Here is a 13,230-nt window from a genome sequence, read left to right on the forward strand (position 1 = left end):
GTCTTTACAGCGCTTCCGCGCCGGAAATGATTTCAATCAGCTCGTTGGTGATCACGGCCTGGCGCGAGCGGTTGTACTCGATGGTCAACTTGTCGATCATCTCGCCCGCGTTGCGGGTCGCGTTGTCCATCGCCGACATCCGTGCCCCCTGTTCCGAGGCCCCGTTTTCAAGCAGCGCGCTGAAGATCTGCGTGGCGACGGCGCGCGGCAGAAGCTCTGTGAGGATCGCGTTCTCGTCGGGCTCGAAGTCGTAGAAGGTGCCGGTATCGACATCCTCCGCGTCTCCGGTATCGACGGGAACGATCTGCTGTTTGGTTGGGATCTGGGTGACCACATTCTGGAACTGCGAGTAGAAGATCTTGGCCACGTCGAACTCGCCCGCGTCGAAACGGCTGAGCACGTTGGCCGCGACCGTCTGCGCATCGGCATAGCCCACGCGCTTGACCTCGGTCATGTCGACATGATCGACGAAGTATTGACCGTAGTCGCGCTTCATCGCGTCGCGGCCCTTCTTGCCAACGGTGATGATCTTTACCGTCTTGCCCTGCGCCAGCAGGTCGGCGGCATCGGCCTTGGCGAGCTTGGCGATGTTGGCGTTGAAGCCGCCGCACAGCCCACGTTCGGCGGTCATCACCACCAGCAGGTGCACCTTGTCGTCACCGGTGCCCCTGAGCAGGGGGGGCGCATTCTCGGCGTCACCCACGGATGCGGCCAGCTTGGCCATCACCGCGTTGAACCGCTCGGTGTAGGGCCGCGACATTTCCGCGGCCTCCTGCGCGCGGCGAAGCTTCGCCGCGGCAACCATCTGCATGGCCTTGGTGATCTTGCGGGTCGATTTGACCGACGCGATCCTGTTTTTCAGGTCCTTGAGATTCGGCATTGCCTTATCTCCCCCTTAAGCGAAGTCGGCGGCGTATTCGTCCAGCGCAGCCTTGATCTTGTCCTCGGCCTCACCCTTGATCTTGGGATCCTCCTTGGTGATGTAGTCCAGGAGGTCCTGATGCTTGCCGCGCAGGTGCTTGAGCAGCCCCTGCTCGAACCGGCCCACATCGCCCACGGGCATCTTGTCGAGATAGCCTTTGGTGCCGGCGTAGATGACGCACACGATCTCGGCGTTGGAGAGCGGTGAATACTGCGCCTGCTTCATCAGTTCGGTCAGGCGCGCACCGCGGTTGAGCAGCTGTTGCGTGGCGGCGTCGAGGTCCGATCCGAACTGCGCGAAGGCCGCCATCTCGCGATACTGCGCAAGCTCGAGCTTGACCGGCCCCGCGACCGATTTCATCGCGCTGGTCTGTGCCGAGCCGCCAACGCGGCTGACCGAAAGGCCGGTGTTCACGGCCGGGCGGATACCCTGGTAAAACAGGTCCGTCTCGAGGAAAATCTGACCGTCGGTGATCGAGATCACGTTGGTCGGGATAAAGGCCGAGATGTCGCCGGCCTGCGTCTCGATGATCGGCAGAGCGGTGAGCGAGCCCGAACCGTTTTCCTCGTTGAGCTTGGCCGAACGTTCCAGCAGGCGAGAGTGGAGGTAGAACACGTCACCCGGATAGGCCTCGCGCCCCGGCGGGCGGCGCAGAAGCAGTGACATCTGGCGATAGGCCACCGCCTGTTTCGACAGGTCATCGTAGATGATGAGCGCGTGACGCCCGTTGTCGCGGAAATGCTCGGCCATCGCGGTGGCGGAGTAGGGCGCGAGGAACTGCATCGGCGCGGGGTCGGACGCGGTGGCGGCTACGACGATCGAATACTCGATCGCGCCGCTTTCCTCGAGCTTCTTCACGAGCTGCGCCACGGTCGAGCGCTTCTGGCCGACGGCGACATAGACGCAGTAGAGCTTCTTGCCCTCGTCGTCGCCCGCGGCCTCGTTGTAGGATTTCTGGTTCAGGATCGTGTCGAGCGCCACGGCGGTTTTGCCGGTCTGGCGGTCGCCGATGATGAGCTCGCGCTGGCCGCGACCGATCGGGATCATCGCGTCCACCGACTTGAGGCCCGTGGCCATCGGCTCGTGCACCGATTTGCGGGGGATGATGCCCGGCGCCTTGACGTCGGCGAGGCCGCGCGTGTCGGACTTGATCGGACCCTTGCCATCGAGCGGGTTGCCGAGGCCATCGACGACCCGGCCCAGAAGCCCGTCACCGATCGGCACGTCCACAATGGACTTGGTGCGCTTGACGGTGTCGCCTTCCTTGATGTCGCGGTCCGAGCCGAAGATCACGACACCCACGTTGTCGCTCTCGAGGTTGAGAGCCATGCCCATCACGCCGCCCGGAAACTCCACCAGCTCGCCGGCCTGCACGTTGTCCAGCCCGTGCACGCGTGCGATCCCGTCACCCACGGACAGCACCCGACCGATCTCGGCGACCTCGGCCTCCTCGCCGAAATTCTTGATCTGGTCCTTCAGGATCGCAGAAATCTCTGATGCTTGGATACCCATTTATCCGACCTCTTTCATTGCATTCTGGAGGGAATCGAGCCGCGAGCGGATCGAGGTGTCGATCATCTTCGAGCCCACTTTGACGACAAGACCGCCGATGAGGCTTTCATCGACGGTCGTTTTCAGTTTCACATCGCGCCCGATGCGCGCCTTGAGCGTTTTCGCGAGATTGTCGGACTGAGCCTTGCTCAGCGCCTTCGCGCTGGTCACTTCGGCCTTCACCTCGCCCTTGTCTTCGGCGATCATCTCGCCAAGCTGGGCTATGAGCTGCGGCAGCACGAAAAGCCTGCGCTTGGCCGCCATCAGGCCGAGCCCGTTCTTCAGTTCCGGGACGAGCCCCATCTTGTCTGCGACCGCGACGATGCCTGCCCCTTGCTCGGCACGGCTCAACACCGGCGAGCCGACGAGCGCGCGCAATTCCGCGCTGGCATCGAGTGCTGCGGAGAGATCATCGAGATTGGCCTCGAGCGCGGCGAGGGACTCGGCCGCCTTCGCGAGCTCGAAGATGGCGGTGGCATAGCGCGCGGCGATGCCGGATGAAATCGAAGCTGGTTCGGACACGTCCACCCTTCCGATAATCTGGCCCCGGTTGAACCCGCTTGACGCAAGGTCGCGGCCGGGGGCGTTGTCATACGATGAGACTTACGAAACACCGAAATTCGGCTGGGGTGTAGCAGAGGCTTTGCTGTCGGGCAAGCGGCTTCGAAACGATTGTATACTGTAGAATACCGCGCCCTTTCAAGGACTTGAACCCGCTGCGACCGAATGCACACCCCACCCTATGCAAAAAAGACCGTTTTCCGCACTGTTTTACCCAGCCAAACAGCCCGAGATTCCCCGTCTAACGCCCCGGATCCCGGACCAGCAGCCCCTCGTAGATCGGCTCCAGCGACGATGCCTCGAACAGCGATGACACGCTCGTGCCGTTCCAGATGTTCAGGATCGCCTGTGCGAAGATGGGCGCAGTGGGTACGATACGGATATTGGGAGTGGCGGCCACAGCCTCGGTGGGCTGGATCGTGTCGGTGATGACCATCGACTTGAGCTTGGAATTGGTGATCCGCTCCACCGCGGGTCCGGACATGACACCGTGGGTGGTATAGGCATGGACCTCGCGCGCGCCGTTCTCCAGCAGAATCTCGGCGGCCTTGCACATGGTGCCGGCCGTGTCGCACATGTCATCGATGATGATGCAGATCTTGTCGGTCACGTCGCCGATGACCGTCATCTCGGCAACCTCACCCGCCTTTTCCCGGCGCTTGTCCACGATAGAGAGGGGCGCGTTGATCCGCTTGGCCAGCTCACGCGCCCGCGCTACTCCGCCCACGTCGGGTGAGACGATCATCACATCGTCCAGCGCGTCAGTGAATTGTGCCTTGATATCGAGCGCGAAGACCGGTGAGGCGTAGAGATTGTCCACCGGGATGTCGAAGAAGCCCTGTATCTGCGCGGCGTGCAGATCCATCGTCAGCACCCGCTCGATGCCTGCACCAACAATCATGTTGGCCACCAGCTTCGCCGAGATGGGTGTGCGCGCCTTGGTGCGGCGGTCCTGTCTCGCATAGCCGAAATAGGGAATGACCGCCGTGATCCGCCGTGCCGAGGACCGGCGCAGCGTGTCTGCCATGATGAGCAACTCCATCAGGTTGTCGTTGGCGGGCTTCGACGTGGGTTGGATGATGAACATGTCTTCGCCGCGCACGTTCTCGAAGACCTCGACGAACACCTCCTGATCGTTGAACCGCTCTACCCGCGCATCCACCAGCCCGACGGTTTTGCCGCGATGCATGGACATGCGGCGTGCGATGGCCTTGGACAAGGGCATGTTGGCATTGCCCGAAATCAGCTTCGGTTCGGTATTGGCAGGCATGGCGATGTTCCCGGGATTGTCTCTATGACAGATTCGTGATGTTGCGCCTCGCTTAGCATGGCCCTACCGTCACGCAAACCTGTGCCGCAACGGAGAGTGCCGAAATGACCCATATCGACTATTATTTCTCCACCCTGTCGCCTTTTGCCTATCTCGCCGGGGATGGGCTTGAACGGATCGCCGCGCGCCACGGGGCGGACGTGACCTACAAGCCGCTCGACATCATGGCGCTGTTCGCGCGTACCGGAGGCACGCCGCCGGCCGAGCGCCACCCCTCGCGCAATGTCTACCGCGCGCAGGAACTGGCCCGACAGGCCACAAAGCGCGGCATGGCCCTGAACCTCAAGCCCGCGCATTGGCCGACCAACCCGGCGCCGTCGTCCTACGCGATCATCGCCGCGCAGAACGCGGGCGGCGGCGATACCGGGGCGCTGGTGCAAAGCGTGCTGCGCGCGTGCTGGGCCGAGGAGCGCGACATCGCCGAGGACGCGGTGGTGCGCGACTGCCTCGAGGGGGCAGGCTTTGACCCGGCGCTCGCCGATAGCGGGCTTCTGAGCGGCGCCGAGACCTATGCCGCCAATCTCGAGGAGGCGGTCGAGGCGGGGGTATTCGGCTCGCCTTTCTACGTGGTGGATAGCGGCCAGATGTTCTGGGGACAGGACCGGCTGGAGGATCTCGACATGCATCTCGACGGTCGACTCTGACCCATGCCCCGCGACCTGCGCGCGGGGCGCGCGACGCATTGGCAGATCATGGGACAGGGCGCGCGCCCGGGCCTCGCCATCCACTGCTCGCTCGGCCATGCCGGTAGCTGGGTCGCTCTTGGACGTGACCTGTCCGACCTGCTGACGATCACCGCCTTCGACCTGCCCGGCCACGGGCTGAGCGCGTCGTGGGACGGGGCGGGCGAGATACAGGCTGCGAGCACCGCCATCGCCGCCGCTTTCCTCGATGGTCCCGCCGATATCATCGGCCATTCCTTCGGCGCGACGGTGGCGTTGCGACTGGCGGTCGAGCACCCGCAGCTTGTACGCTCGCTGAGCCTTTATGAGCCGGTGTTCTTTGCCGTTGCGCTGGCCGACCGGCCCGATTTGCGCGCGGGTCACGAGGCGGAGATGGCTACGTTCCGGGCGGGCATGGAGGCGGGCGACATGGAGATGGCGGCGCGCGGGTTCCTCTCGGTCTGGGGCGATGGCGAGGGCCTTGACGCGATGCCCCCGGCGATCCGCGACCGAATTGCCGCGCAGATGCCGCTCATCGTGGCAGCCGCCGCGGCACTCTACGAAGATGCTGGCGGGATGCTGGCATCAGGCGCGCTCACCCGCATCGAGACCCCGGTGCTGCTGATGGAGGGCGCGCGCTCTCCGGCGATCATAGCCGCGATCAATGACGCCCTTGCCGCCCGCCTGCCACAGGCGAGCCGTGCGCGCATCGACGGGGCCGGGCACATGGGGCCGATCACCCATCCGCGCACCGTGGCCGATGCGATCCGCGGCTTTCTCAGCCCCGCCCGTGCGGCGCGTCGTAATCCAGAACCGGGTTGATCGGGATGATCCGGTGAGGGTTCACCGTCTCATGGCTGTAGTGGTAGTGGCGCACGATATGGTCGAAATTCACCGTCTCGCGCACGCCGGGCCATTGGTAGAGTTCGCGAACATAGCCCCAGAGGTTCGGGTAGTCGATGATGCGCTTTCGGTTGCATTTGAAATGCAGGTGATAGACCGGGTCGAACCGGATCAGCGTGGTAAAAAGCCGCCAGTCGGCCTCGGTCAGCCGATCACCCATCAGGTAGCGGTTCTCCGACAGGCGCTCCTCCAGCCAGTCGAGACTGTCGAAGAGCGGATAAACGGCGGCGTTGTAGGCCTCTTGCGTGGTGGCGAAGCCGGATTTGTAGACGCCGTTGTTGACGGTGTCGTAGATGCGCGCGTTCACGGGCTCGATGGCATCGCGGAGATCTTGAGGCCAGTAGTCGTCGGTATTGCCCGTGATCCCGTCAAAGGCCGCGTTGAACATGCGGATGATCTCGGAGCTTTCGTTGGACACGATGGTCTCTCGCTCCCGATCCCAAAGGATTGGCACCGTCACGCGGCCCGAGATGCCGGGATCGGCCTTGAGATAGATGTCGCGGGCGTATGGCAGCCCATAGAGCCGGTCGCCGGTGGCTCCGGGATAGTCGGTGCGGAATTCCCAACCATCCGAGAGCATGTCGGGATGCACGACAGAGACGCCGATATGACCCCCGAGCCCCTTCAGCGCACGAAAGATCAGTGTTCGATGCGCCCAGGGGCAGGCATAGGCGACGTATAGGTGATAGCGGCCGCTCTCGGCCTTGAAGCCGCCCTCGCCCGAAGGTCCCGGTGCGCCGTCCGACGTGATCCAGTTGCGGAATTTCGCCGTGGAGCGCACGAACTTACCACCGTGCGCGGCGGTGTCGTACCATGTGTCTTCCCACACGCCGTTGACCAGTTGTCCCATGCTCGGCCCTCCTTTGACCGCAAGGTAGGACCGATGCCCGGGGTGCAGTAGCCCCGGGGCCGCGCAGGCGACGTGCAGGGGCGCACAGGCGACAGGATGTCAGAGCTTGGAGCGCAGGTAGGCGGTTGCCGCGGGGCGCAGATTATCCGAGCCACGGCTGCGTTCCTCGTGCAGGATGTCGCGCAACTCGTTCAGGTTGGTCCGTCGCAGCAGGCTCTTGACCGGACCGATGGATGCGGGCCGCATCGACAGCGTCCGAAATCCCAGGGCCGTCAGGCAGGCCGCCTCGATCGGGCGTCCGGCATCCTCGCCGCAAAAGCTCAGCCGCGTGCCCAGCGTGGCACAGCGATAGACGATGCCCTCGAGGAAGTTGAGATAGCTCATGTCGAGCGTGTCGTAACGCCGCCGCACCCGCTCGTTCTCACGATCGGCGGCAAAGAAGAACTGCTTGAGATCGTTGCCGCCGACCGAGAGAAAATCCACCTCGTTGTAGAATGCGTCCGGCGCGAAGGCGATCGAGGGGGTCTCGAGCATGGCCCCCACCTCGATCTCGCTTGGCAGCGGATGGCCGAGGATGCGCTCGCGCTCCAGCGCCTTGTCCATCTCGGCGCGGGCGGCGCGGAACTCGTCGTGCTGCGCCACGAATGGAAACATCACCGACAACGGCCGCCCCTGCGCGCCGCGAATGAGCGCCTGAAGCTGCATCCGCATCACGCCCGGCTTTTCCAGCGCTACGCGCACCGCGCGCCAGCCCATCGCCGGGTTGGGCTCGTCCGTGGCCTTCATGTAGGGCAGCACCTTGTCCGAGCCGATGTCGAGTGTGCGAAACACCACGCGGCGGCCCTTGGCGGCATCCATGACGCGGCCATAGAGCGCGCTCAGCTCGGCGCGCTTGGGCATGTGGCTGCGGATGAGGAACTGCAATTCCGTGCGGAACAGACCGACGCCCTCGGCGCCCGAGCCTTCGAGGCTGGGCAGGTCGGCCATGAGCCCGGCGTTCATCTTGAGCGTGATATGCGTACCGCATAGCGTGTCGGCCGGTTTTTCGCGGATCGAGGCATAGCGCTCCTGCGCCTTGGCCTGCATCGCCATCTTGTCGCGAAACGCGGCCGTCACCGCATCGTCGGGTCGCAGGTGCACGATGCCCTGATCGCCGTCCACGAGGATCGAATCGCCGTTGAGCGCCTCGGTGGTGACTCGTCCGGCATGGATGACCAGCGGGATCGCAAGCGCGCGCGCCACGATCGCGGCATGCGAGCCGACCGCGCCTTCCTCCAGCACGATGCCGCGCAGGCTGCGGCCGTAATCGAGCAATTCCGCGGGGCCGATATTGCGCGCCACGAGGATCGGGTCGGCCGGGATTTCGGCGCCGGTCTCGTGGCCCTGCCCGGTGAGAATGCGCAGCAGGCGGTTGCTGAGGTCGTCGAGGTCGTGCAGCCGCTCGCGCAGGTAGGCGTCATTGACCTGCGCCATGCGCGCGCGAGCGGCGGATTGTTCCTTTTCGACCGCCGCCTCCGCAGACAGACCGCTGTCGATGTTGGCCTCCATTCGGCGCATCCAGCCTTTGGAGTTGGCGAACATCCGATAGGCCTCGAGCACATCGAGCTGTTCCTTGTCGCCGCCTTGCGCCGAATCGAGCATCCGGTCGACGCCCACACGGAGTGTCTCGACGGCTTCGTGCAGGCGCTCCATCTCGCGGGCCGGGTCCTCGGCGATCGGGTTGGTCACCACCACGCGCGGCTCGTGCAGCCAGACATGGCCCTGTGCCGCGCCCTCCTGAGCGCTTGCGCCACGGAACATCACCGGCTGGCTGTGCAGCGCGGTCATCGCCGCGCCCTCGCCCACGAAGGCCCCGAGTTCGGCCATCTCGGCGAGCACCATCGCGACTACTTCGAGCGCGTAGATCTCGTCTTCGGAGAATTGCCTCGCCTGCTTCGACTGTGTCACCAGCACGCCGAGCTTCTCGCCCAGCCGCTGGATGGGCACGCCGACGAAGGAGGAATACGCCTCCTCGCCGGTCTCGGGCATGTAGCGAAAGCCGGGGGCCGAGGGTGCGTCATCGGTGTTGATGACATTGCCCGATCGCGCCACCCGCCCGACCAAGCCCTCGCCCAGCCGCAGCCGGGTCTGGTGGACGGATTCGGCCTTGAGCCCCTCTGTGGCGCACAGTTCGAGGGTGTCCACGTCGCGGAACAGGTAGATCGAGCAGACCTCGGCGCGCATCTCCTCGGCGATGAGCCGGGTGATGCGATCGAGCCGCGTTTGCCCGCCGCCCTCTTCGGCCATGATCGAGCGCAGGCGTCCGAGCATCTGGCGGCTGTCGGTCTTCAACGTCACGCTCATCGCGCCTTGCCCCCCGGGGCCGGTTCAGAGGCGACCGTCCTGCCGCGCTTTGGCGTCGGGTCCGGCGTCAGGCCGCCTTGTCGAGATCAAACGCATCATGCAGGGCCTGAACCGCGAGTTCCATATATTTCCGGTCGATCAGAACGGAAATCTTGATCTCTGAGGTTGCAATGACCTTGATGTTGATTCCTTCGTCACAAAGCGTCTGGAACATCTTGGCCGCCACGCCGGACTGGCTGCGCATCCCGATGCCCACGGCAGACACCTTGGCCACGTCGGTATCCGCGATCAGGTCGTGATAGTTGATCTCGCCCGCCTCCTTGGCCGCGTTGAGCGCCTTTTCGGCGCGCCGGACCTGATCGGTGGGGCAGGAAAAGGTCATGTCGGTGCGGCCTTCTTCGGCGATGTTCTGGATGATCATGTCGACGTTCACGCCGGCCTCGGCCAGCGGGCCAAAGATCGCCGCTGCGATGCCGGGGCGGTCGGCGACCGATACGAGGGTCATCTTCGCTTCCTCGCGGGAATAGGCGATGCCGCTGACGATATTGGATTCCATGATTTCCTCCTCGGCACAGACAAGCGTGCCTGCCTCGTCGCTTTGTTCTTCGAAACTCGACAGCACCCGCAGCTTGACATTGTAGCGCATCGCGAGCTCGACGGAACGGGTCTGGAGCACCTTGGCCCCGAGCGAGGCCAATTCCAGCATTTCCTCAAACGCAATCCGGTCGAGCTTGCGCGCCTTGGCGCTGATGCGCGGATCGGTGGTGTAGACCCCGTCCACGTCGGTGTAGATATCGCAGCGCTCTGCACCGAAGGCAGCGGCGAAGGCAACGGCCGTGGTGTCCGAGCCGCCGCGACCCAGCGTGGTGATGCGGCCCTCGGGGCTGATCCCCTGGAAGCCCGCGACCACGGCCACACGCATGCCCTCGGCGAACTTTGCGGTGATGTTGTCGGGCGGGATGTCCTCGATCCGCGCGGCGGAGTGCGCGGCGTTCGTCTTCAGCGGCACCTGCCAGCCCTGCCAGCTTCGCGCCGGGATATCCATCTCCTGCAAGGTGAGCGCCATTAGCCCGGCGGTCACGTTCTCGCCCGAACTGACCACGGCATCATATTCGCGCGCGTCGTAGAGCGGCGAGATCTCGCCAACCCAGCCCACAAGCTCGTTGGTCTTGCCCGACATGGCCGAGACGATGACGATCACGTCATAGCCCTTGGCCACCTCGACGCCCACGCGCTTGGCGGCCCGGCGGATGCGGTCGATATTGGCGACGGACGTGCCGCCGAATTTCATCACGAGAACGGGCATGGCGCGAGACCTGAAGCGAAAACTCGCGCGCGGTTTACGCTCGGGCAGATGTGGGCGCAAGGGGGCAGGTGTCGCGGGCGAGGGGCGTGCCTGGGTAGGATTCCGGCCCCACCCCGTCAATAAGGGTAATCGCGCCCGTCCCACGTCTGGAAACAGCCGGTAGAGGCCTTGTCGAGCGCATCGAACCGCGCGATCAGCCCCTCGGCGGCCTCGTCCACCGAGATATCCGCCGCGTCGCCGCCCATGTCGGTGCGTACCCAGCCCGGGTGATAGATGCCTACGGCGATACCCTCCGGGGCGAGGTCGGTGGCGAGGTTGCGCCCGAGATTGAGCGCCGCCGCCTTGGAAGCGCGGTAGATATAGCTGCCGCCTGGCGCACGCGTGTGGCTTGCCATCTGGCTGGAGATGATGGCGATGCGCGCGCCTTGCGCCGCGCGCAGGTTGGGCAGCAGCGCCTGCACGGTCAGGAACACACCGGTGACGTTGGTGGCAAAGGTTTCCGCCCACATCGAGGCAGGATAGCCCGTGTCGAGTGCTTGCCCCTTGTCGGGATAGATGCCCGCGTTGCACACCAGCAGATCGACCGCCTGCCCGCCCAGATGCGCGGCGAGGTCTTCAAAGCCCTCCGCGCGGGTCACGTCGAGCGCGACGAGGCCGCCGCCACCCCGGCGCGACGTGCCGGTGACCGTGTGCCCGTCCGCCCGGTAGCGTTTCGCGAGTTCCGCACCGATGCCGCGTGACGCGCCCGTGATGACGACATGCATGGGCACCCTCAGTTCGTTTTGCGGCGCGGGGAAAACGGCAGGGGGGCGACCGGGATACCATCCTCGATCAGGCGCCTTGCCTCCTCGGGCCGTGCCTCGCCATAGATGGCGCGCTCGGGCAGGTGCCCGTCATGCATGTCGCGCGCCTCTTGTGCGAATTGCGGCCCCACATAATCCGCATTGGCCTCGACCTTGCGGCGCAGGGCGGCGATCGCCTGTTCGGCGCTGCCCGGCTGAGCCGCGAGCGACCGATCGTCGCGCCCCCCCTGAACCTGCGGTGTCATCAGCGCCTTCTCGACCCGTGCCGATCCGCAGACCGCGCACGCCACCATGCCGGTCTCGCACAGCCGGTCAAAGGCCGACGCGGATTGGAACCAACTGTCGAAGCGGTGCCCCTGCTCACATTTCAGAGTGAATTTTATCATGCCCCGCACGCCCGTTTTGCTACGCTATAGTTATCCCGGTGGGCGAGAAGATCAAGCGCCAGAAATATGATAAAAAGAATCGGAATTGACATTTCTGACTATTTCACTCAGCTTGTGAGTGCCAAGCCAATCCACCACGGTCAGCCCGGCATCTTGCACCCGAGAGCGGGACCGCGCAACGCGCGCCCCGCCGCCCGAGCGAATGGAGACCTTGACATGATCCGTGCCCAGATCGGAGCCGACCACAGCCTCTTGGCAGAGGCCGCCTGCCACGACGCCCGCGACCTTACCGAGGGCGGCAATACCGCCTATATCGTCCTCGACGGACAAACCTACACCCTGCGCATCACCCGCGCGGGCAAACTGATCCTGACGAAATGAAACATGCTCGCGACCTCTCCGGCGAACTGCCCGTGGCGGCCATGCAGGGTATGGAGCCGCTTGCAGCACTTGTCATCGGGGCCCTGCGTGGCTGGAACCGCGGCGGCGCGGGGGCGGCGCTCGTCACCCTTCGCGCGCAAATGACCGAGGGGCAGGCGGCAGCGGCCATGGCGGCAATGTGCGATCTTGCCGGCATCCTCGGTGCCGCGCGGCGGCGTCCGCTTGCCTGCCATGCGCCGGAATGCCCCTGTGTGGGCGCGGACGAGGCGACATTCGCCCGCTTTGTTCGCGAGGCGGCGCTGGGCGAGCGCGAGGAGGCGCTCCTGCTCGCGAGCCTGATGGTCGATGGACCGGCCATCACCGGCTTGACAGACGCGGCGCAGCGCTTCGGTCTGCATCTCTACCGCGCCACGCTGCGTGATGCCGCGGCCTTCGCAGCCACCCGCCCCGCAGGGACCACGCTACACTGAGAAAAAGGACTGCCGCACGATGATCGTCTGCCACTGCATGGCCATCACCGATACCGATATCCGGCGCGCCGTCGACTGGATGCGCGCCTCCGATCCCGAGACGGTCATCACTCCGGGCAAGGTCTATCGCGCGCTGGGCAAGCGCGCCGATTGCGGTGGATGCCTGCCGCTTTTCATTGACACCATGAGCGAGCAGTCTACGCTCGCTGTCCCCATGCACCTGCGCGCCCTGCGGCGCGCACCCACACAGGGAGACCTCCATGAAAGGCGACCAGAAGGTAATCGACTATCTCAACAAGGCGCTCAGGAGTGAACTGACCGCCGTCAGCCAGTACTGGCTGCACTATCGCTTGCAAGAGGATTGGGGATACGGAAAGATCGCGGCAAAATCCCGCGAGGAGAGCATCGAGGAGATGCACCACGCCGACAAGCTGATCGAGCGGATCATCTTTCTCGGCGGTCACCCCAACCTGCAAAAGCTCGACCCGCTGCGCATCGGCCAGACTTTGCGAGAGACGCTAGACGCCGATCTCGCGGCGGAGCACGAGGCCCGTACGCTCTATATCGAGGCACGCAATCATTGCGAGAGCGTGGGCGACTACGTCTCCAAGAACCTGTTCGAAGAGCTGATCGCCGACGAGGAAGGCCATATCGACTTTCTCGAAACGCAGATCGACCTGTTCGACAGCCTCGGAGCCGAGCGCTACGGCCTGCTCAACGCTAGCTCCGCCGACAGTGCCGAGTGATCGACCCAGAGCCGCG

15 protein-coding genes are annotated in these 13,230 nt (G+C 64.7%); 6 read left to right on the plus strand and 9 right to left on the minus strand.

Going from position 1 to position 13,230, the window contains the following annotated elements:
• Positions 1 to 4: 4 nt before the first annotated feature.
• From C6W92_RS09245 to C6W92_RS09260, 4 genes are all read right to left on the minus strand, one after another.
• Entirely contained in the window at positions 5 to 880 is an 876-nt protein-coding gene (locus C6W92_RS09245) for a F0F1 ATP synthase subunit gamma (RefSeq protein WP_129432699.1), read from the minus strand.
• Between the two features lie 15 nt (positions 881 to 895).
• A complete protein-coding gene (gene atpA, locus C6W92_RS09250) occupies positions 896 to 2,434 on the minus strand; it encodes a F0F1 ATP synthase subunit alpha (protein ID WP_129432700.1) in 1,539 nt (512 codons plus the stop codon).
• Entirely contained in the window at positions 2,435 to 3,001 is a 567-nt protein-coding gene (locus C6W92_RS09255) for a F0F1 ATP synthase subunit delta (RefSeq protein ID WP_129432701.1), read from the minus strand.
• 274 nt (positions 3,002 to 3,275) lie between these two features.
• Positions 3,276 to 4,304 (minus strand): ribose-phosphate pyrophosphokinase, encoded by a 1,029-nt coding sequence (locus C6W92_RS09260; RefSeq protein WP_104019800.1) that lies wholly within the window; start codon positions 4,302 to 4,304, stop codon positions 3,276 to 3,278.
• Between the two features lie 104 nt (positions 4,305 to 4,408).
• Here C6W92_RS09260 and C6W92_RS09265 point away from each other — a divergent pair, with 104 nt between their 5' ends.
• Both C6W92_RS09265 and C6W92_RS09270 read left to right on the plus strand, forming a co-directional pair.
• A complete protein-coding gene (locus C6W92_RS09265; protein WP_129432702.1) occupies positions 4,409 to 5,008 on the plus strand; it encodes a 2-hydroxychromene-2-carboxylate isomerase in 600 nt (199 codons plus the stop codon).
• 3 nt (positions 5,009 to 5,011) lie between these two features.
• Positions 5,012 to 5,848 (plus strand): alpha/beta hydrolase, encoded by an 837-nt coding sequence (locus tag C6W92_RS09270; RefSeq protein WP_129432703.1) that lies wholly within the window; start codon positions 5,012 to 5,014, stop codon positions 5,846 to 5,848.
• On the opposite strand, the gene C6W92_RS09275 is transcribed toward C6W92_RS09270, so the two are convergent.
• The 5 genes from C6W92_RS09275 to C6W92_RS09295 all read right to left on the minus strand — a co-directional run bounded on the left by C6W92_RS09275 (position 5,805) and on the right by C6W92_RS09295 (position 11,617).
• On the minus strand, positions 5,805 to 6,779 hold the full coding sequence (locus C6W92_RS09275) for a glutathione S-transferase family protein (RefSeq protein WP_129432704.1): 975 nt from the start codon (positions 6,777 to 6,779) through the stop codon (positions 5,805 to 5,807). The genes C6W92_RS09270 and C6W92_RS09275 overlap by 44 nt on opposite strands.
• Before the next feature lie 99 nt (positions 6,780 to 6,878).
• Positions 6,879 to 9,122 carry a phosphoenolpyruvate--protein phosphotransferase gene (gene ptsP / locus C6W92_RS09280; RefSeq protein WP_129432705.1) on the minus strand — a complete coding sequence of 748 codons (2,244 nt, stop codon included), beginning with the start codon at positions 9,120 to 9,122 and terminating at the stop codon, positions 6,879 to 6,881.
• A 67-nt stretch (positions 9,123 to 9,189) separates the two neighbouring features.
• A complete protein-coding gene (locus C6W92_RS09285; RefSeq protein WP_129432706.1) occupies positions 9,190 to 10,428 on the minus strand; it encodes an aspartate kinase in 1,239 nt (412 codons plus the stop codon).
• A 116-nt stretch (positions 10,429 to 10,544) separates the two neighbouring features.
• Positions 10,545 to 11,192, minus strand: coding sequence for an SDR family oxidoreductase (locus C6W92_RS09290; protein ID WP_129432707.1), 648 nt, complete (start codon positions 11,190 to 11,192; stop codon positions 10,545 to 10,547).
• Between the two features lie 8 nt (positions 11,193 to 11,200).
• Positions 11,201 to 11,617 (minus strand): DUF1178 family protein, encoded by a 417-nt coding sequence (locus C6W92_RS09295; protein WP_129432708.1) that lies wholly within the window; start codon positions 11,615 to 11,617, stop codon positions 11,201 to 11,203.
• Positions 11,618 to 11,833: 216 nt separating this feature from the next.
• Here C6W92_RS09295 and C6W92_RS09300 point away from each other — a divergent pair, with 216 nt between their 5' ends.
• The 4 genes from C6W92_RS09300 to bfr are packed head-to-tail and all read left to right on the plus strand — an operon-like array spanning position 11,834 to position 13,214.
• A complete protein-coding gene (locus C6W92_RS09300; protein WP_129432709.1) occupies positions 11,834 to 11,998 on the plus strand; it encodes a hemin uptake protein HemP in 165 nt (54 codons plus the stop codon).
• A complete protein-coding gene (locus C6W92_RS09305) occupies positions 11,995 to 12,468 on the plus strand; it encodes a hypothetical protein (RefSeq protein ID WP_129432710.1) in 474 nt (157 codons plus the stop codon). The genes C6W92_RS09300 and C6W92_RS09305 overlap by 4 nt, the downstream gene beginning before the upstream one ends.
• Positions 12,469 to 12,487: 19 nt before the next feature.
• Positions 12,488 to 12,781, plus strand: a complete 294-nt coding sequence (locus C6W92_RS09310; RefSeq protein WP_129432711.1) for a (2Fe-2S)-binding protein — start codon at positions 12,488 to 12,490, stop codon at positions 12,779 to 12,781.
• The gene (gene bfr / locus C6W92_RS09315) at positions 12,729 to 13,214 is read left to right on the plus strand and encodes a bacterioferritin (protein WP_129432712.1); all 486 of its coding nucleotides are present in this window, start codon (positions 12,729 to 12,731) and stop codon (positions 13,212 to 13,214) included. The genes C6W92_RS09310 and bfr overlap by 53 nt, the downstream gene beginning before the upstream one ends.
• Positions 13,215 to 13,230 lie beyond the last annotated feature (16 nt).

Source organism: Roseovarius sp. A46 (genome assembly GCF_004126395.1).
Lineage (GTDB): Bacteria > Pseudomonadota > Alphaproteobacteria > Rhodobacterales > Rhodobacteraceae > Roseovarius > Roseovarius nitratireducens.